This window comes from Comamonas sp. 7D-2, from assembly GCF_022749555.1.
GTDB lineage: Bacteria > Pseudomonadota > Gammaproteobacteria > Burkholderiales > Burkholderiaceae_C > Comamonas > Comamonas thiooxydans.
The window spans coordinates 1,410,037-1,429,377 of the sequence record NZ_CP094238.1; the positions used below are offsets into that span (position 1 = coordinate 1,410,037).

Annotated in this window: 12 protein-coding genes, 2 tRNA genes and 3 rRNA genes; 12 read left to right on the forward strand and 5 right to left on the reverse strand. The window is 59.1% G+C overall.

The genetic code is table 11. The annotated features are described in order from the left end of the window. Nucleotides 1-296: 296 nt before the first annotated feature. The 6 genes from MPZ60_RS06385 (at nt 297) to MPZ60_RS06410 (ending at nt 6,474) form a co-directional block, all read left to right on the forward strand. Nucleotides 297-1,829: ribosomal RNA gene (locus tag MPZ60_RS06385) — 16S ribosomal RNA — on the forward strand. Between the two features lie 91 nt (nt 1,830-1,920). Continuing rightward, a tRNA-Ile gene (locus MPZ60_RS06390) sits at nt 1,921-1,997 on the forward strand. A 28-nt stretch (nt 1,998-2,025) separates the two neighbouring features. Further along, nucleotides 2,026-2,101, forward strand: a tRNA-Ala gene (locus MPZ60_RS06395). A gap of 366 nt (nt 2,102-2,467) precedes the next feature. Beyond that, nucleotides 2,468-5,345, forward strand: a 23S ribosomal RNA gene (locus tag MPZ60_RS06400). Nucleotides 5,346-5,510: 165 nt separating this feature from the next. Then, nucleotides 5,511-5,623 (forward strand): 5S ribosomal RNA (gene rrf, locus MPZ60_RS06405). Together the 16S, 23S and 5S rRNA genes with 2 tRNA genes alongside form the textbook arrangement of a ribosomal RNA operon. A gap of 104 nt (nt 5,624-5,727) precedes the next feature. Next, a complete protein-coding gene (locus tag MPZ60_RS06410; protein ID WP_034358020.1) occupies nt 5,728-6,474 on the forward strand; it encodes a 16S rRNA pseudouridine(516) synthase in 747 nt (248 codons plus the stop codon). Between the two features lie 65 nt (nt 6,475-6,539). Here the strand turns inward: MPZ60_RS06410 and MPZ60_RS06415 are convergent, their stop codons facing one another. The 5 genes from MPZ60_RS06415 to MPZ60_RS06435 all read right to left on the reverse strand — a co-directional run bounded on the left by MPZ60_RS06415 (nt 6,540) and on the right by MPZ60_RS06435 (nt 11,072). Further along, entirely contained in the window at nt 6,540-7,352 is an 813-nt protein-coding gene (locus MPZ60_RS06415; protein WP_034357928.1) for a DNA/RNA non-specific endonuclease, read from the reverse strand. A gap of 296 nt (nt 7,353-7,648) precedes the next feature. Next, the gene (locus MPZ60_RS06420; protein WP_034357930.1) at nt 7,649-8,416 is read right to left on the reverse strand and encodes a hypothetical protein; all 768 of its coding nucleotides are present in this window, start codon (nt 8,414-8,416) and stop codon (nt 7,649-7,651) included. Nucleotides 8,417-8,428: 12 nt separating this feature from the next. Next, nucleotides 8,429-8,866 carry an RNA-binding S4 domain-containing protein gene (locus tag MPZ60_RS06425; protein ID WP_034357932.1) on the reverse strand — a complete coding sequence of 146 codons (438 nt, stop codon included), beginning with the start codon at nt 8,864-8,866 and terminating at the stop codon, nt 8,429-8,431. A 32-nt stretch (nt 8,867-8,898) separates the two neighbouring features. Next, a complete protein-coding gene (locus MPZ60_RS06430) occupies nt 8,899-10,374 on the reverse strand; it encodes a sensor histidine kinase (RefSeq protein ID WP_034357934.1) in 1,476 nt (491 codons plus the stop codon). After that, nucleotides 10,371-11,072: a response regulator gene (locus MPZ60_RS06435; protein ID WP_034357937.1), complete on the reverse strand. Its 702-nt coding sequence runs from the start codon at nt 11,070-11,072 to the stop codon at nt 10,371-10,373. The genes MPZ60_RS06430 and MPZ60_RS06435 overlap by 4 nt, the downstream gene beginning before the upstream one ends. A gap of 135 nt (nt 11,073-11,207) precedes the next feature. On the opposite strand from MPZ60_RS06435, the gene MPZ60_RS06440 reads away from it, so the two are divergent. The 6 genes from MPZ60_RS06440 (at nt 11,208) to MPZ60_RS06465 (ending at nt 19,231) form a co-directional block, all read left to right on the forward strand. Beyond that, complete coding sequence (locus tag MPZ60_RS06440; protein WP_034357938.1) at nt 11,208-12,173, forward strand: tripartite tricarboxylate transporter substrate binding protein; 966 nt, start codon at nt 11,208-11,210, stop codon at nt 12,171-12,173. A gap of 242 nt (nt 12,174-12,415) precedes the next feature. After that, on the forward strand, nt 12,416-13,009 hold the full coding sequence (locus MPZ60_RS06445) for a tripartite tricarboxylate transporter TctB family protein (protein ID WP_003068813.1): 594 nt from the start codon (nt 12,416-12,418) through the stop codon (nt 13,007-13,009). Next, nucleotides 13,009-14,526, forward strand: coding sequence for a tripartite tricarboxylate transporter permease (locus MPZ60_RS06450; RefSeq protein WP_034357940.1), 1,518 nt, complete (start codon nt 13,009-13,011; stop codon nt 14,524-14,526). The genes MPZ60_RS06445 and MPZ60_RS06450 overlap by 1 nt, the downstream gene beginning before the upstream one ends. Nucleotides 14,527-14,713: 187 nt before the next feature. After that, nucleotides 14,714-16,228 carry a sigma-54-dependent Fis family transcriptional regulator gene (locus MPZ60_RS06455; RefSeq protein WP_046462610.1) on the forward strand — a complete coding sequence of 505 codons (1,515 nt, stop codon included), beginning with the start codon at nt 14,714-14,716 and terminating at the stop codon, nt 16,226-16,228. Nucleotides 16,229-16,313: 85 nt separating this feature from the next. Further along, the gene (locus MPZ60_RS06460; RefSeq protein WP_034357942.1) at nt 16,314-18,302 is read left to right on the forward strand and encodes an acetoacetate--CoA ligase; all 1,989 of its coding nucleotides are present in this window, start codon (nt 16,314-16,316) and stop codon (nt 18,300-18,302) included. A gap of 47 nt (nt 18,303-18,349) precedes the next feature. Beyond that, entirely contained in the window at nt 18,350-19,231 is an 882-nt protein-coding gene (locus tag MPZ60_RS06465) for an amidohydrolase family protein (protein ID WP_034357944.1), read from the forward strand. Nucleotides 19,232-19,341: the final 110 nt, after the last annotated feature.

Consider the following 19,341-nt stretch of genomic DNA (forward strand, 5'->3'; position numbering starts at 1 on the left):
GAGGGGTGAGAAGAAAACGCAAAAACGTTTTAAAAGTACTGTGAAAACAGTGCTACAATAGAAGGCTTCGCTGATCGCAGCAAGCAACGAGATTCGAGATCGGTACTTCCGGTTTTGCACTCGGTTCCTTAAAAAAATACAGCCGATAAGCGTGGGCGTTTGAGGGCAAGCAGCCAGTTCTTCGGAACAAACTCTTCGGAGTTATCAAGCGCTCACAAAAACAGTAATGAGGAAGAATTAATTCTTCTTGATTCCGTCAAGTGAGTGAGCAGTCGAAAGACTTTAAATTCAAGATCGAACTATAGAGTTTGATCCTGGCTCAGATTGAACGCTGGCGGCATGCTTTACACATGCAAGTCGAACGGTAACAGGTCTTCGGATGCTGACGAGTGGCGAACGGGTGAGTAATACATCGGAACGTGCCTAGTAGTGGGGGATAACTACTCGAAAGAGTAGCTAATACCGCATGAGATCTACGGATGAAAGCAGGGGACCTTCGGGCCTTGTGCTACTAGAGCGGCTGATGGCAGATTAGGTAGTTGGTGGGGTAAAGGCTTACCAAGCCTGCGATCTGTAGCTGGTCTGAGAGGACGACCAGCCACACTGGGACTGAGACACGGCCCAGACTCCTACGGGAGGCAGCAGTGGGGAATTTTGGACAATGGGCGAAAGCCTGATCCAGCAATGCCGCGTGCAGGATGAAGGCCCTCGGGTTGTAAACTGCTTTTGTACGGAACGAAAAGCCTGGGGCTAATATCCCCGGGTCATGACGGTACCGTAAGAATAAGCACCGGCTAACTACGTGCCAGCAGCCGCGGTAATACGTAGGGTGCAAGCGTTAATCGGAATTACTGGGCGTAAAGCGTGCGCAGGCGGTTTTGTAAGACAGTGGTGAAATCCCCGGGCTCAACCTGGGAACTGCCATTGTGACTGCAAGGCTAGAGTGCGGCAGAGGGGGATGGAATTCCGCGTGTAGCAGTGAAATGCGTAGATATGCGGAGGAACACCGATGGCGAAGGCAATCCCCTGGGCCTGCACTGACGCTCATGCACGAAAGCGTGGGGAGCAAACAGGATTAGATACCCTGGTAGTCCACGCCCTAAACGATGTCAACTGGTTGTTGGGTCTTAACTGACTCAGTAACGAAGCTAACGCGTGAAGTTGACCGCCTGGGGAGTACGGCCGCAAGGTTGAAACTCAAAGGAATTGACGGGGACCCGCACAAGCGGTGGATGATGTGGTTTAATTCGATGCAACGCGAAAAACCTTACCCACCTTTGACATGGCAGGAACTTACCAGAGATGGTTTGGTGCTCGAAAGAGAACCTGCACACAGGTGCTGCATGGCTGTCGTCAGCTCGTGTCGTGAGATGTTGGGTTAAGTCCCGCAACGAGCGCAACCCTTGCCATTAGTTGCTACATTCAGTTGAGCACTCTAATGGGACTGCCGGTGACAAACCGGAGGAAGGTGGGGATGACGTCAAGTCCTCATGGCCCTTATAGGTGGGGCTACACACGTCATACAATGGCTGGTACAAAGGGTTGCCAACCCGCGAGGGGGAGCTAATCCCATAAAGCCAGTCGTAGTCCGGATCGCAGTCTGCAACTCGACTGCGTGAAGTCGGAATCGCTAGTAATCGTGGATCAGAATGTCACGGTGAATACGTTCCCGGGTCTTGTACACACCGCCCGTCACACCATGGGAGCGGGTCTCGCCAGAAGTAGGTAGCCTAACCGCAAGGAGGGCGCTTACCACGGCGGGGTTCGTGACTGGGGTGAAGTCGTAACAAGGTAGCCGTATCGGAAGGTGCGGCTGGATCACCTCCTTTCTGGAAAAATGCTGCTTCAAATTGAACGTCCACACTTATCGGTTGTTGGAACAAGCCAGGTGGCCTGCTGAAAAAGTGGGCTGCGTGGAATGGGTCTGTAGCTCAGCTGGTTAGAGCACTGTGTTGATAACGCAGGGGTCGTTGGTTCGAGCCCAACTAGACCCACCAAGATTCCAATATCTGGTCAGAGGATCCCGGGGGATTAGCTCAGCTGGGAGAGCACCTGCTTTGCAAGCAGGGGGTCGTCGGTTCGATCCCGTCATCCTCCACCAAAAATGATAGCGCTAATGGTGCTATAATCGAAGGCTTCCCAATACAAAAGCAGTCTTGCAAAGACTGCTTTTGTATTGATCGAAACGTCGATCAATTGGCTGTTCTTTAAAAATTCATAGAGTCGAAATCAGCGTTGCTGGTGGAAAGAGTTGAAAAATACTCACCGTGCCGCCAGCAACATTTTGATTGCGTCAAAACAGATATTTTGCGAATGCAAATTTATCTAGTAATGACGAATATTCTCTAAGCTGCATCGAAAGATGCAGCCAAAGATATTCACATTACGGCATAACGCGTGAGGTGCAAGACCTCACCAGTCTTTGAAACCAGGCTTTGATTCTCGCTAAGAGAGTCCAAAGTTATAGGGTCAAGTGACTAAGAGCATATGGTGGATGCCTTGGCGATGATAGGCGACGAAAGACGTGATAGCCTGCGATAAGCTTCGGGGAGCTGGCAAATAAGCTTTGATCCGGAGATTTCTGAATGGGGGAACCCACCTCGCAAGAGGTATCGTGCACTGAATACATAGGTGCACGAAGCGAACCTGGAGAACTGAAACATCTAAGTACCCAGAGGAAAAGACATCAACCGAGATTCCGATAGTAGTGGCGAGCGAATTCGGAAGAGCCTTGCAGTGATAGTCGATCAGTTAACAAAACGGCATGGAAAGGCCGACCATAGTGGGTGATAGTCCCGTATGTGAAAACCGATCGGTGGTACTAGGCTGCAGACAAGTAGGGCGGGGCACGAGAAACCCTGTCTGAATATGGGGGGACCATCCTCCAAGGCTAAATACTCATCATCGACCGATAGTGAACCAGTACCGTGAGGGAAAGGCGAAAAGAACCCCGGGAGGGGAGTGAAATAGATCCTGAAACCGTATGCTTACAAAAAGTCGGAGCCCTTAGGGGTGACGGCGTACCTTTTGTATAATGGGTCAGCGACTTACATTCAGTGGCAAGCTTAACCGAATAGGGGAGGCGAAGAGAAATCGAGTCCGAATAGGGCGACTAGTCGCTGGGTGTAGACCCGAAACCAAGTGATCTATCCATGGCCAGGATGAAGGTGCCGTAACAGGTACTGGAGGTCCGAACCCACTAATGTTGCAAAATTAGGGGATGAGCTGTGGATAGGGGTGAAAGGCTAAACAAACTTGGAAATAGCTGGTTCTCTCCGAAAACTATTTAGGTAGTGCCTCAAGTATTACCGTCGGGGGTAGAGCACTGTTTAGGCTAGGGGGTCATGGCGACTTACCAAACCTATGCAAACTCCGAATACCGACGAGTACAGCTTGGGAGACAGAGCACCGGGTGCTAACGTCCGGACTCAAGAGGGAAACAACCCAGACCGCCAGCTAAGGTCCCTAAAATTGGCTAAGTGGGAAACGAAGTGGGAAGGCTAAAACAGTCAGGATGTTGGCTTAGAAGCAGCCATCATTTAAAGAAAGCGTAATAGCTCACTGATCGAGTCGTCCTGCGCGGAAGATGTAACGGGGCTAAGCCAGTTACCGAAGCTGCGGATGCACAGTTTACTGTGCGTGGTAGGAGAGCGTTCTGTAAGCCTGTGAAGGTGTCTGGTAACGGATGCTGGAGGTATCAGAAGTGCGAATGCTGACATGAGTAGCGTTAAAGGGGGTGAAAAGCCCCCTCGCCGTAAGCGCAAGGTTTCCTACGCAACGTTCATCGGCGTAGGGTGAGTCGGCCCCTAAGGCGAGGCAGAGATGCGTAGCTGATGGGAAACAGGTCAATATTCCTGTACCGATCAATAGTGCGATGTGGGGACGGAGAAGGTTAGCTCAGCCAACTGTTGGATATGTTGGTTCAAGCGTGTAGTCGTGCTCTTTAGGCAAATCCGGAGAGCTAAGATGAGGCGTGATAACGAGTCTGCTTGCAGACGAAGTGAGTGATACCCTGCTTCCAGGAAAAGCCACTAAGCTTCAGCTATTGACGACCGTACCGCAAACCGACACTGGTGCGCGAGATGAGTATTCTAAGGCGCTTGAGAGAACTCAGGAGAAGGAACTCGGCAAATTGACACCGTAACTTCGGGAGAAGGTGTACCCCAAGTAAGTGAAGTTGTACAAATGGAGCTCAAAGGGGTTGCAAAAAATTGGTGGCTGCGACTGTTTAATAAAAACACAGCACTCTGCAAACACGAAAGTGGACGTATAGGGTGTGACGCCTGCCCGGTGCTGGAAGATTAAATGATGGGGTGCAAGCTCTTGATTGAAGTCCCAGTAAACGGCGGCCGTAACTATAACGGTCCTAAGGTAGCGAAATTCCTTGTCGGGTAAGTTCCGACCTGCACGAATGGCGTAACGATGGCCACACTGTCTCCTCCTGAGACTCAGCGAAGTTGAAATGTTTGTGATGATGCAATCTCCCCGCGGAAAGACGGAAAGACCCCATGAACCTTTACTGTAGCTTTGTATTGGACTTTGAACGGATCTGTGTAGGATAGGTGGGAGGCTTTGAAGTGCGGTCGCTAGATCGCATGGAGCCGACGTTGAAATACCACCCTGGTGCGTTTGAGGTTCTAACCTGGATCCATTATCTGGATCGGGGACAGTGCATGGTAGGCAGTTTGACTGGGGCGGTCTCCTCCCAAAGCGTAACGGAGGAGTTCGAAGGTACGCTAGTTACGGTCGGACATCGTGACGATAGTGCAATGGCATAAGCGTGCTTAACTGCGAGACTGACAAGTCGAGCAGATGCGAAAGCAGGACATAGTGATCCGGTGGTTCTGTATGGAAGGGCCATCGCTCAACGGATAAAAGGTACTCTGGGGATAACAGGCTGATACCGCCCAAGAGTTCATATCGACGGCGGTGTTTGGCACCTCGATGTCGGCTCATCTCATCCTGGGGCTGTAGTCGGTCCCAAGGGTATGGCTGTTCGCCATTTAAAGAGGTACGTGAGCTGGGTTTAAAACGTCGTGAGACAGTTTGGTCCCTATCTTCCGTGGGCGCTGCAGATTTGAGGAAGCCTGCTCCTAGTACGAGAGGACCGGAGTGGACACACCTCTGGTGTACCTGTTGTCACGCCAGTGGCATCGCAGGGTAGCTAAGTGTGGAAGAGATAACCGCTGAAAGCATCTAAGCGGGAAACTCGTTTCAAGATGAGATCTGCCGGGGCCTTGAGCCCCCTGAAGGGTCGTTGTAGACCACGACGTTGATAGGCTGGGTGTGGAAGCGCAGTAATGCGTTAAGCTAACCAGTACTAATTGCCCGTGCGGCTTGACCCTATAACTTTGGGTAAGCCTGGAAAATGAAAGACAGAACGCAAGTTCTAGTTATGCCGAAAAGGCGCAATCGAAAAGCTGATTGAAGACTCTATGAATTCGTTGGATTGAAGGTGAGCGAGATTAAGAAGTTAATCGAGGCGCTGTCAATCTGACAAAAAGTTTATGCCTGATGACCATAGCAAGTTGGTACCACTCCTTCCCATCCCGAACAGGACAGTGAAACGACTTTGCGCCGATGATAGTGCGGGTTCCCGTGTGAAAGTAGGTCATCGTCAGGCTCTTACAGTGAAAACCCCGTAGTCGAAAGATTACGGGGTTTTTTATTTGATCAATCGGTATTCTTGATATTGCTTGCGCAGTAGTGGACATGGAAAGGATGAGCATGCAGCTGCAGGACATGTTGTATTCACAAGGCTTTGGCATTCGCCGTGTCTGCTCCGGCTTGGTGCAGCAAGGCTGGGTGGAGCTGTGGAACCCGCAGACTTCTGACTGGGAGAAGGTCCTGGATTCCACCCAGCAGGTGGATCCTGAAGGTCTGCGCTTCAAGGTGCAAGGCGTGGAGTGGGAGTATCACGAGCTGGGTTATGTGCTGCTGAACAAGCCTGCTGGCACCGAATGCTCGCAAAAGCCATCGGCCTATCCCAGCATCTACACCTTGCTGCCGGCTCCGCTGCGTCAACGACCCAACAAAGGGGCGGTGCAAGGTGTTCAGGCGGTGGGGCGCCTGGATCAGGATACGACTGGCATGCTGCTGCTCAGCGACGATGGCCAGTTCATCCACCGCATGTCGTCGCCCAAAAAGCATGTCTCCAAGGTTTACCGGGTGACTTGCAAGCATCCCGTGGATGCCAAGCAGATACAGCGGCTGCTGGATGGTGTCGTGCTCGATGATGATCCCAAGCCCGTCAAGGCAGCGGCCTGCGAGCAGGTGGATAGCCATGTGCTGGATCTGACGCTGACCGAGGGCAAGTATCACCAGGTCAAGCGCATGATTGCGGCCGTGAGCAACCGGGTCGAAGGTCTGCATCGCAGAAGAATCGGCGGCATGGAGTTGCCCGCAGAGCTGGAGCCTGGCCAATGGCGCTGGCTTACGGCGGATGAGCTGGAATTGTTCAAGCCGGGCAAGTAGGGCAGAGAACCATAAAAAGCCTGCTGGCTTGCGCCAGCAGGCTTTTTGATTGGGGACACGGTAAATCAGTGTCTCTGCGCAGGGAGCATGGACGTCTGCTGGAGCTTGCCCGAGGCTTGCAGCGCAGCGCCGGGCAGGAATTCGATGCCGGTGCGGCGCACCAGCTCCGTGTAGCTGATGGGCTCGGTGACACGGGCCGCATCATCATTGGCCTGCCAGTGCGCCCAGGCACGCTGGCTCTGAGCGTCATAAACCAGCTTGTAGAGAAAGCTGGGCACACGCACCTGGTTGTGGCCGACGGAGGCTGCATTGGTATCAAAGACCGGGCCGGTGATGATGTAGACATCGCCCTGAGCCCGTTGCGCATAGCTGCGCGTGTCTTTTTCGATGCGGGCCCAGGGGCCGCCGTTCTGCTTGATGGACTGGGGCACCATATTGGCCAGCGAGAAGCTCTGGGCCATAGCCTGTGCGGTCGGCATGTCGCCAGCGGGAGCCATGTGGCCGCGTGAGTAGCCGGAACGCTTGTAGTCGTCCAGCTCGGCGCGTTCATCACGAGGCAGGCGGGCATCGCTGTAGAACTTGTTGGTGCGCTTTTCGTCGGCATCGGCGACCAGGGCCTTGTTCAGGCGTTGGGCGACGAAGACGGGCGTCTTGCTCTGGCCGCTGTGCAGCACGGCAAACGCGTCATAGCACAGCGCACGCAGCTTGGGCTGATCGCTGAGCACGGGGGCCTTGCCATTGGCAAAGAACTGCGGGCATTGCTCAAAGCCCTGGGTGCTGCGCGTGGGATTGCTGACCTGGATGAGCGATGCGGGGCTGACCGCTGCCGAGGGCGCAGGCATCCGGGCGGAGCAGGCCACACTGCCGATGGCCAGCATTGCGATGCCGGCATGGCGCAGCCATAGCGGGGAGCGTGAGGAGAAAGAGGAGAGCGGTGCTGAAAAAGCGGAAGACATGCGCGAAGAAGGCCGAGGGAGATGAAAAGAGTGCCAGCAGCCCAGGCGCAAGAGCGAGTCTGGCCGTCATCGAGGAGGAGTGATTGCTACTTGAATAAGAGCTGCTTGCGCAAGCTTTGAAAGCTTTTCAAGGTGAAAGTTTCCTGAAAAGCTTTGTAATAAAGCGCTAAATGCTCATATTTTATTAGGGGTGGACTTTGCCACAGTCCTGTCCCTGCTTACGTCGCCAAGCTTCGGATCCCTGAGGGCGTTCCATGCATGATCAGGATCTGCAGCGCGGCTTGGGTTTGCAGATGCAGCTGTTTGAGCGCCTCGTCTTTCTGGGGCGGCAAAATGTACTGGCCCTGTGCGTTCCTGGCATAGGGCTTGCCCAGAATGTCGGCCATGTCGATCTGGTAGTAGCTGCGGTCGCCATACGGCCGCTTGCCGTCGATATAGGGCAAGGGCCAGATCGCCTGGCCGTCTTCCTCCTCGGCCAAGACATAAGGCAGGTCATCGGTACCGACTTCTCGCCACAGGGCGGCATGCAGCAGCGTCAGGTGTTCGGGACGAAAGTCGAAGCTGCTGTCTGGCGCCTGACCTGAGAAGTCGGGCGGCAAGGCATAGCGACCGGGCGCCAAGGTGGCGGTGGCCACAAACTGCGGCAGCCAAAGGCAGACCTCGGCCAGGAGCCTGGTGGCCAGAGCAGGATCGTGATTGCGCAGCACCTGCTGGGCCGTGTCGAGGGTGGACAGATCGCCGCCGAAGGGCTGCACGGGATCGAAGCCGGGTGCCCCAGACTCTACGGGCATCCACTGCACCCGCAGCAGGCGCATCAGCTGCAGATGCTGGGCGCTCAGCGGCGGCAGCGCCTGGCTGAAGACCATCTGGATCACGGCTCGACGTTCGGTACTGCCCTGACGCTTGCGCAGCCACGACCAGCTCAAGGCGCCGGTTGCCGCAACTGCCAGGGTGGAGAGTGTGGAGATCAGCAGCCTGCGCTTCATGGGCGAAGGCTTTCAGTCATCGATGGAAGCGCTCCAGCGGTCGCCCCAGCCGCTGTTGTGCTGCACGCGGTCGATTTCGCGGCGGTCACGCTTGGTGGGGCGGCCGGTGTGCTGGGCCGCCAGTGCTTCGGCGGGCTCAGGTGCCAGACGGCGCTGCTCGGCCAGCTGTTCGCGCTGGGCAATGCTTTGCGCCGTTTCCTCGTATAGCTGTTGGGCCACGGGTGCCGGGCCGCGCATGCCGCTCAGCCCGCGCACTATGACTTCCCTGGGAATATTGCCCTGGCGCAGGTGGATGTGGTCGCCCGGGCGGATTTCACGCGAGGCCTTGGCATTGGCGTTGTTGACCGTGACCCGGCCTTTGCCAATCTCCTCCACAGCCAGGCTGCGGGTCTTGTAGAACCGCGCGCACCACAGCCATTTGTCCAGACGCATGGATTCAGTTTCACTCATATCGGTATTTTGCGGCGTGAAGGGATGGCGATTCAAGTCAGAGCAGTATCCATGTCCTGGGCATCGCCATTGTGCAGGGGCAGCTGAATCAGCGCCTGCAGGCCACGCACGCGGCCGAGTTCGTCGTGCAGGTTGCGCAGCTCGATCTGGCCGCCCAGGGTCTGCACGATCTCCTGGCAGATGGCCAGGCCCAGGCCCGAGCCGCTGCGCGTGTTGCCCGCCGAAAAGGGCTGGAACAGTCGCTGGGCCAGTTCATCGTCGATGCCGCTGCCGCTGTCTTCGATACTCAGCTGCGCCATGCCGTCGTGCGCGCGCACATCGATCTGCAGACTTCCGTGCCTGGGGGTGTGGCGTATGGCGTTGTGCAGCAGGTTGCGGGTCAGCTCGCGCAGCATCCATTCATGGGCGGCCACGCAGCAGGCCTGGGTTTCGATGCCGAAGTCCATGTCGTGATCGGCAATCAGCGGCGACAGCTCCAGCGCCACGTCGCGCACGATATCGTCGAGCTGGGCGAGCATGGCGCTGCTCTGGTTGCTGTCTTCCTGGCGCAGCTGCTCGACCTTGGCCAGGGCCAGCATCTGATTGGCGACGCGGGTGGCGCGGTCCACCGTGTCGTCAATCTCGGCAAAGGCCTGGGCCGGAGGAATATCGCCGCGCTTGGCTGACTGAACCTGAACCTTGAGCACGGCCAGCGGCGTGCGCAGCTGGTGCGAGGCGTCGCGCACAAAGCGCTTCTGATTGCTCAGCAGGCCTTGCAGGCGCTGCATGGTCTGGTTGGTGGCTTCCAGCAGGGGCTGGACTTCGCGCGGGACCTCGGGCGCAGCCAGCGGACTCAGATCCCCCTGGGCACGGCCCTGCAGATCCTGGCTGAGCTGGCGTATGGGCTGGGTGGCGCGCTGCACCACGATGATCACGATCAGGGCGACGACCAGCACCAGCAAGGCTTGACGAATCAAGGTGTCACGCAGAATCTGCAAGGCCAGGGATTCGCGCAGTTCCAGGGTTTCGGCCACCTGGATCACGGCCATGCCGCGTCCGTTGGCACTGGCAACCGGCTGCAGCAGCACGGCCACGCGCACGGGGTGGCCGCGAAACTCGTCGTCGTAGAAGTCCACCAGCGCCGCATAGGGCGGGCGCTGCGGAATCCTGCCGTTCCAGACTGGCAGTTCCTCGAAGCCGGAGATCAACTGTCCGTCCAGCGTGGAGACGCGGTAGAACATGCGGCTCTGGTTGTCAGCCTCGAAAATTTCCAGTGCCGAATAGGGAACGATGGCGCGCAACTGTGCCTGATCGTCGTATCCCGTGACGCCGATTTGCTCGCTGATGCTTTTGGCCGAGGCCAGCAGGGTTCTGTCGTAAGCCGTGTGCAGCGATGCCAGGGTTTGCTGATAGAGGCTCCAGGCGTTGAGGGCAATCAGCGCCAGCACAGGCAGCAAGATGCCGGTGAGCAGCAGGCGCCGCAGTGACCAGGCCGTCTTGAGCCGCGCTTTGGCACCAGCCGCTGTCATGCGGCCGCCTCGGCCTTGACCAGATAGCCCAGTCCGCGCAGTGTGACCAGTTGCACGCCGGTGCCGCCCAGCTTTTTGCGCAGCCGGTAGGCCACGACTTCCACGGCCTCGTATTGCACATCGACCTCGCCGGGGAAGACCAGACTGAACAGCCGCTCCTTGGTGACCGCATGGCCGGGGCGGGCCAGCAGCGCATGCATCATGGACAGCTCGCGCGGGGTCAGCTCCAGGACCTTGTCGTCGAGATAAATGGCGCCGCTTTCCTTTTCATAGCGCAATGCGCCCAGGGTGATAACTTCAGAGGCCGATCTGGGTGTGAAGCTATCCTGGCTGCGGCGCAGCAGGGCGCGCAGGCGTGCTTCCAGTTCGTCGAGGTCAAAGGGCTTGGCCAGATAGTCGTCGGCACCGGCGTTCAGCCCCATGACGCGGTCGCCCACGGTGCCACGTGCCGTCAGTATCAGCACCGGTGTGCGCAGGCCCAGGGCCCGGGCGCGCTCCAGCACCTGCAGGCCGTCGAGGCCGGGCAGGCTCAGGTCCAGCACCACGGCATCGGGTTCGCGGGTCTGCCAGTGAGCAAGGGCACTGGGGCCGTCGGCCGCCACATCCACATGCAGCCCGCGGCGCATCAGGGTGCGCTGCAGCGTGGTGCGCATGGCGGAATCATCTTCAACAAGCAGTAATTGCATGGAGCCGAACATAGCACTGCGCTGCGAATGCGAAGACAAGTCGTGAAACTACCGGGCTTGCTTAAGGGATAGCCCTAGGTGATTGGACAGCCGTTTGACAGGCAGGCTGTCCATGATTGCATTCACCAACTACATAAGGAGTACATCATGCGTCGTGATACGTTTCTGAAGTCTCTGGCAGCCCTGGCGGCGGCCGGTGCTTTGCCCCTGTCGGCCCAGGCAGCGGCAGCCATCAAGATGATGCTGCCCGCCAACCCTGGTGGCGGCTGGGACACGACAGGCCGTGCCCTGGGCAAGGCCTTGCAGGACGCAGGTGTAGCTTCTTCCGTCACCTATGACAACAAGGGTGGCGCTGCCGGCGCCATCGGTCTGGCCCAGTTCGTCAACGGCAGCAAGGGCGATCCCAATGCCATGATGGTCATGGGCGCCGTGATGCTGGGCGGCATCATTACCGGCAAGCCTCCCGTCAACCTGAGCCAGGCCACGCCTTTGGCGCGCCTGACCAGCGAGTACAACGTGTTTGTGCTGCCCGCCAATTCGCCCTACAAGAACATGGCGGAAGTGGTGGCCCAACTCAAGAAGGACCCTGGCTCCATCAAGTGGGGCGGTGGCTCGCGCGGCTCCACCGAACACATTGCAGCGGCCATGATCGCCCGTGAAGTGGGTGTGGACCCAGCCAAGATCAACTACGTGGCTTTCCGTGGGGGCGGCGAGGCCATCTCCGCCATTCTGGGCGGCAACGTCACCGTGGGCGGCAGCGGCTTCAGCGAGTTTGCGGAATACATCGCAACCGGCAAGATGAAGCCCATCGGCGTGACTTCGGCTCAACGCCTCAAGGGTGCGGCCTCCAGCATTCCCACGCTCAAGGAGCAGGGCATCAATGTGGAAATCGGCAACTGGCGCGGTGTGTATGGCGCGCCCGGCATTTCCAAGGCCCAGCGCGACGAACTGGTCGCCCAGATCGAAAAAGCCACCAAGAGCAAGGCCTGGGCCGAAGCGCTGCAGAAGAACGACTGGACACCTGCCTGGCTGGGCGGCGATGCCTTTGGCAAGTTCGTGGATGACGAGTTCGCCAGCCTGCGCGCCACCATGGCCAAGTCCGGCATGATCTGATGATCACCAGGCCGCTGCGTTCTGCAGCGGCCTCTGGCGCGTGAACACGCTCCAGGGACATGGTACAGGGCTGGCGACTTCAGCCCTGATCGCGTTGTGTCCTGCTGTTTTCCCCCGCACTGATTGATGGCCTGCCCCTGACGGCGCAAGCCAGGGTTTGTGCAACCCCATGATGCCGTGAGAGCTACTGGCAAGTTTGCTCTGACGGGTTCCGAAAACCATTGAAATCAAACACATTCATCATGTCTGATTCATTCCAAGATCTGGCCCGGGCAGCGGAGGCCGCACAGGTTTCGGCCTATGCAGACCCCGATGAGCCGCAAAGCCCCAATGTACCGTCCAAAAGAGCGCAAACCATTGTAGGTTCGGGCGTGCTGCTGGTCGCTGTCGGCCTGGCTGTCGGCGCACTGCAGATTCCTTCCGACTCGGGCTACGGCGGCGTCGGCCCCAACTTTCTGCCCTGGCTGTGCGCCATCGTGCTGGCCGTTTGCGGTGCGCTGCTGATCTGGGAAGCTCGGAGCGGCGGCTTTCGCCATGCGGCGGATCCTGGCGGCCATGCCAAGGCCGATATATTGTCTTTTGTCTGGGTTTCTGCAGGTCTGCTGATCAATGCGGCTTTGATTGGAACCGTCGGCTTTATCTTCAGCTGCACGATTTGCTATGTCTTGGCCGTGCAGGGCCTGCGCCGCGCCGCGCATCAGCCTCAGGCCTCTGAAATCGGCACCTGGGTGAAGGATGTGATCACTGGCTTGCTGATTTCAGCGCCCGTTTTCTGGATGTTTACTCAGTTCCTGGCAATCAATCTGCCTGGCTTGACTCAGACGGGGTGGCTGTAATGGATATCTTCAATGCTTTGATGGCAGGCTTTGCCACCGCCATCACGCCCGCCAATCTGTTGTGGGCCCTGGTGGGCTGTGCCCTGGGTACGGCTGTGGGCGTGCTGCCCGGTATCGGCCCGGCCGTGGCAGTGGCCATGCTGCTGCCCATCACCGCCAAGGTGGATGTGACGGCATCCATGATCTTTTTTGCCGGCATCTACTACGGTGCCATGTATGGCGGCTCGACCACCTCGATTCTGTTGAACACGCCCGGCGAAACGGCGTCCATGGTCACGGCCATGGAGGGCAACAAGATGGCCAAGAGCGGCCGAGCGGGTGCGGCGCTGGCAACCGCCGCCATCGGCTCGTTTGTCGCGGGGACCTTTGCCACCGTGGTGGTGACCCTGTTCGCTCCCTATGTCGCCGACTTTGCCGTGAAGCTGGGCCCGCCCGAGTACTTCATGCTGATGGTGCTGGCCTTCACCACCGTGAGCGCCGTGCTGGGCCAAAGCTCGCTGCGCGGCATGACGGCGCTGTTTGTCGGCCTGGCTGCAGGCTGCATCGGCATGGATCAGATCTCCGGTGCCGCGCGCTATACCGGCGGCAAGATGGAACTGCTGGACGGCATCGACATCGTGCTGGTGGCAGTGGGTCTGTTTGCTGTGGCTGAAGTGCTGTATGCCGCCATGTATGAAGGCAAGGTCGAGGAGTCGCAGAACAAGCTGACCCGTGTGCACATGACCAAGCGTGACTGGAAGCGTTCCTGGCCCGCCTGGATGCGCGGCACGCTGCTGGGTACACCGTTTGGCTGCATTCCCGCTGGCGGCACCGAGATCCCGACCTTTCTGAGCTACGCGACCGAGAAGAAGCTGGCCAAGGGCGAAGACAAGGCCGAGTTCGGCGGCAAGGGCGCCATCGAAGGCGTGGCCGGTCCGGAGGCTGCGAACAATGCCACCGTGACCGCAGCCCTGATTCCGCTGCTGACGCTGGGCATTCCTACCAGCAACACCACGGCCGTGCTGCTGGGCGCCTTCCAGAACTACGGTATCAACCCCGGCCCCCAGCTGTTCACCAGCTCGGCGGCCCTGGTCTGGGCGCTGATTGCCTCGCTGTACATCGGCAACGTGATGCTGCTGGTGCTCAACCTGCCCATGGTGGGTCTGTGGGTCAAGCTGCTGAAGATTCCGCGTCCCCAGCTGTATGCCGGCATCTTGATCTTTGCAACGGTCGGTGCCTACGGCATGCGCCAGAGCGCGTTCGATCTGTTCCTGCTCTACGGCATTGGCTTGCTCGGTGTGATCATGCGCCGCTTCGACTTCCCCACCGCTCCCGTGGTGGTGGGCATGATCCTCGGCCCCTTGGCGGAAGCGCAGATGCGCAATGCCGTGTCGATCGGCGAAGGCAGCTGGTGGATCTTCCTGCAGCGTCCCATGTCGCTGACGCTGATCATCATCGTGCTGGCCGTACTGATCATTCCCCGTGTGCTCAAGCGCCTGTCGGAGGCCAAGCAGGCCCGGGAGGCAAGCGCCGCCTGAGTCCCGTTTCCTAGCCTGCTGCGGGTGCTGTACGCATGGAGCCCGTTGCATTCATATCCCCTGTTCGGTGAGCTGGACAGGGGATTTTTTTATGGAGGCCGGCTAAAGCATGCTTTGAATGCGCTAGCTGGAGGTCTGTGCCGATGGTTTTGGGGCAATGTCGCCCTACCATGGCGCAATGATGGAAATGAGCCAACGGCTACCCAACGATTTCGCTTGCGAGCTGCCCGACGATGCCGACGGCATCTATGCATTGGCGGCACGGTCCATGTTTCAGCTGTTCTCGTCAATGAGCCAGGGCATGTTTCTGGTCGACAGAAGCGGGCGCATTGTCTGGGTCAACAAAGGCTACGAGCGTTTTTTGCCACGCCTGGGAGTAGCCGGTGTGGGCGATTTTCTCGGGCATAAGGTGGAGGAGGTCATCCCCAACACGCAGATGCGCAGCGTGCTGGAGACCGGCAAGCCGGTCCTGATCGATCTGCTGACCAATAGCGCCGGAACCTTTGTCGTCAGCCGCCTGCCGCTGCATGACGATGAAGGTGGCGTGATCGGTGCCATCGGCATTGTGCTGTTCGACCAGCCCGAGACAACCTTGCAGCCGCTGATCAGCAAGTTTGCGATGCTGCAGCGCGATCTCGATGAAGCGCGGCGCGAGCTGGCTGCCCAGCGCAGCCGCAGCCTGCAGGCGTCCGTACAGGGTTCGCGCCGCAGCAAATACAGCTTTGCCAGCTTTGTGGGCAGCAGCCCGGCTGCGGTCGAGGTCAAGCGCCAGGCGCGACGGGCGGCCCAGTCCATGAGTCCGGTGCTGCTGTTGGGCGAGACCGGTACCGGCAAGGAGGTGCTGGCCCATGCCATCCATGCCGCATCGGCTCGGTCTGCCGGTCCTTTTGTGAGCGTCAATATCGCGGCCATTCCCGAAACGCTGCTGGAGGCCGAATTCTTCGGCGTGGCTCCGGGCGCATTCACCGGAGCCGACCGCAAGACGCGCGATGGCAAGTTCAAGCTCGCCGATGGCGGCACCCTGTTTCTCGACGAAATCGGCGACATGCCCGCCAGTCTGCAGGCCAAGCTGCTGCGGGCCTTGCAGGAGGGAGAGATCGAGCCGCTGGGCTCCAACCAGATCGTGCATTTCGATGTACGCGTGGTGGCCGCCACCTCTCGGGATCTGCTGCAGATGGTGCGCGACGGGCGCTTCCGGGAAGACCTGTTCTACCGGCTGCATGTGCTGCCCGTGCGCGTGCCGCCGCTGCGCGAGCGCAGCAGCGATATCCCGGCCCTGGTGGAAATGCTCTGCGAGGACCTGGCGCTGCGCAACGACATGGTTCCGCCGGAGCTGGGAAAGGGGGCGCTGGAATTGCTGGTCGCACAGGCCTGGCGCGGCAATATTCGCGAGCTGCGCAATGTGCTGGAGCAGGCAGCCATGCGCTGCGATGACTCGCACATTGATGCCGGCCTGCTGGCACAGGTGCTGCGCTCGTCCGGGGTAGAGCTGCAGGTTCCGCATCGGCAGCCCTTGGCGCAGGAACCCGTGGCTGCGGCGGGCGATTTGCTCAAGCCGCTTGCCGAGCAAATGGCCGAGCTCGAAGCCCGTGCGATAAGGGCAGCGATGCAGGCCCATGGAGGCAACAAGCTGGCCGTTGCAAGGACGCTCGGCATATCGCGCGCCAAGCTCTACGACCGGCTCGAGAAGCTGAATTTCTGAGCCATGCTAGGGATTGCCCTTGGTGGGTAGGACTTGGTTTGTTTTTATAGTTATAAAAAATATCTAATTTGAGTCCGGAGACAGCATGGCATTGGTACAAGGGCAGGAGTTGTGGAGGCCCACGCAGCAGCAGCAGGAGCAAAGCGGCCTGTGGCATTACATGGACTGGCTGCGCGACCGCCGTGGCCGTGACTTCTCCGACTATGAAGCGCTGTGGCAATGGTCGGCGACGGATATCGAAGGCTTTTGGCGCTCCGTCTGGGACTATTTCGACATTCAGGCCGATGGAGACCCGACGCAGGTGCTGGCCGGCCGCAAGATGCCGGGTGCCGAGTGGTTTCCCGAAACCCGGCTCAACTATGCCGAACACATCTTCCGCCAGGCCAGCGACCAGCGTCCGGCCATCATTGCGCGCTGCGAGGGCCAGACCCCAGTCGAAGTCTCCTGGCAGCAGCTGCAGCGCGATGTGGGCGCCCTGGCGGCAAGCCTACGCGGTCTGGGCATAGTGCGTGGCGATCGCGTGGTGGCCTATCTGCCCAATGTGCCGCAGACCGTGGTGGCGTTTCTGGCCTGTGCCAGCATCGGCGCCATCTGGTCCAGTTGCGCGCCGGAGATGGGGGTATCCGTGGTGCTGGATCGCTTCCAGCAGATTGCGCCCAAGCTGATTTTCGCGACCGACAGCTATAGCTATGCCGGCAGGCAGTTCGATCGCCGTGAAGTGCTGGACGAGGTGCTCCAGGGTCTGCCCGATATTGCCCGGGTGATTCATGTGCCGGGGCCCTTGTTCGGCAGCGATGCCGAACACGCGGCCGTGCCCTGGCGTGACTGCATGAGTTGGGCCGATGCAACGTGCCATGCAGCGCCGTTGCAGTTTGAGCGCCTGCCGTTCTCCCATCCGCTGTGGGTGGTGTACTCGTCGGGAACCACCGGCCTGCCCAAGGCCATGGTGCACAGTCATGGCGGCATCGTGCTCACCCATCTCAAAACCAATCGCCTGCAGCACGACGTGTTGCCCGGCGATCGTTTCATGTTCCTGGGAAGCACGGGCTGGATTGTCTGGAACCTGATGATAGGCAGCCTGCTGGCCGGCGCGACCGTGGTCCTGTCCGACGGCAACCCAACGGCGCCGAGCGACGATGCGCTCTGGGACTTCATCGACCAATACCAGGTCAGCATCTTCGGTTGCGGTGCGGCCTTCCTCACCAAGAGCATGAAGGATGGCATCTCGCCGAAGAGGGGGCGCCAGTTCGAGAAGCTGCGTGCCATCAACTCCACGGGCTCGCCGCTGCCTCTCGATGCCTATGCCTGGGTCTACGAGAACGTCAAAAGAGATCTGTGGCTGGCCTCGATCAGCGGCGGCACGGATATCGCCTCGGGCTTTGTGGCCTGCGCGCCCATACTGCCCGTCAACGCGGGCGAGATTCAGTGCCGCGAACTGGGCGTGGCCGCCCATGCCTTTAACGAACAGGGCCAGAAGGTGATCGCCGAAGTCGGCGAACTGGTGATTACCGAGCCCATGCCCTCCATGCCCGTGTTCTTCTGGAACGACGAGAGCGGGGCGCGCTACCACGACAGCTATTTCGACGTGTTTGCCGGCTGCTGGCGCCATGGTGACTGGATCGAGTTCAGCGAGCGCGGCACGGCCGTGATCTACGGACGCTCGGACAGCACCATCAACCGCTTCGGCATACGCATGGGCACGGCGGAGATCTACCGTGTCGTCGAGGAGCTCGAAGCCGTCAAGGACAGCCTGGTGGTCGACCTCGAATATCTGGGTCGACCTTCCTTCATGCCGCTGTTCGTGACTCTGGCCGAAGGCCAGGCATTGACGGGCGAGCTGACCGCCCAGATCAAGAACGCCATCAAGACCAAGGCTTCGGCACGTCATGTGCCCAATGTGGTGGTTCAGGTGGCCGAGATTCCGCGCACCCTCACCGGCAAGAAGATGGAGGTGCCGGTGCGCAAGCTGCTGCTGGGCGCGGACGCGGCCAAGGTGGCCAGCCCCGATGCCATGGCCAATCCATCCAGCATTGATTTCTTCATTCAATTTCGAGAGCAGGTGCCGCAGGCGTGACAGGCGCTTGAGGCTGATTTGACTCAATACCCAAAGCAGGCCCACCCATGAACCATCAAGATCTGATCGCCATCGATTTCCACACCCATGCGGAAGTCAGCTGCCGCAATCCCTTTGACAGCTACGGCGAGGAGTACGACCGCGCGGCCGACAAATACTTCGGCAGCTCGCTGCGCCCGACGATCGCCGAAACCATTGCCTATTACCGCGAGCGCAAGATCGGTCTGGTGATGTTCACGGTGGACAGCGAGGCGCAACTGGGTCGCCGCCGCATCCCCAACGAAGAGATCGCCGATGCCGCGCGCGAGAACAGCGACATGATGGTGGCGTTCGCCAGCATCGACCCGCACAAGGGCAAGATGGGCGCGCGCGAGGCCGAGCGCCTGATCACCGAATGCGGCGTCAAGGGCTTCAAGTTCCATCCCACAGTGCAGGGCTTCCATCCCTATGACCGCATGGCCTGGCCCATCTACGAGGTCATCAACCACTACAAGCTGCCCGCCATCTTCCACACCGGCCACAGCGGCATCGGCAGCGGCATGAAGTGCGGCGGCGGTCTGCGCCTGGCCTACAGCAACCCCATGCTGCTGGACGACGTGGCCGTGGACTTCGGCGATATGCAGATCGTCATGGCCCATCCCAGCTTTCCCTGGCAGGACGAGGCGATCTCGGTGGCGCTGCACAAGCCCAATGTCTGGATCGATCTTTCGGGCTGGAGTCCCAAGTATTTCCCCAAGCAGCTGGTGCAGTACGCCAACACCCTGCTCAAGGACCGTGTGCTGTTCGGCAGCGACTTCCCGCTGATCACGCCCGAGCGCTGGATGAAGGACTTCGAGGTCGCCGGCTTCAAGCCCGAGGTCATGCCCGGCATTCTCAAGGACAACGCCGTGCGGCTGCTGGAGCTGGACAGAAAACGCGATGCCGCATGAAAGCCACAAGGATCACCCCGGTGATCCTTTTTTCATGGCGGATTGAGCAAAGCCAGAGACGAGCCCTAAGGCGGTTGTTGATTTGTATTGAAATCAGTCACTGTCTGAAT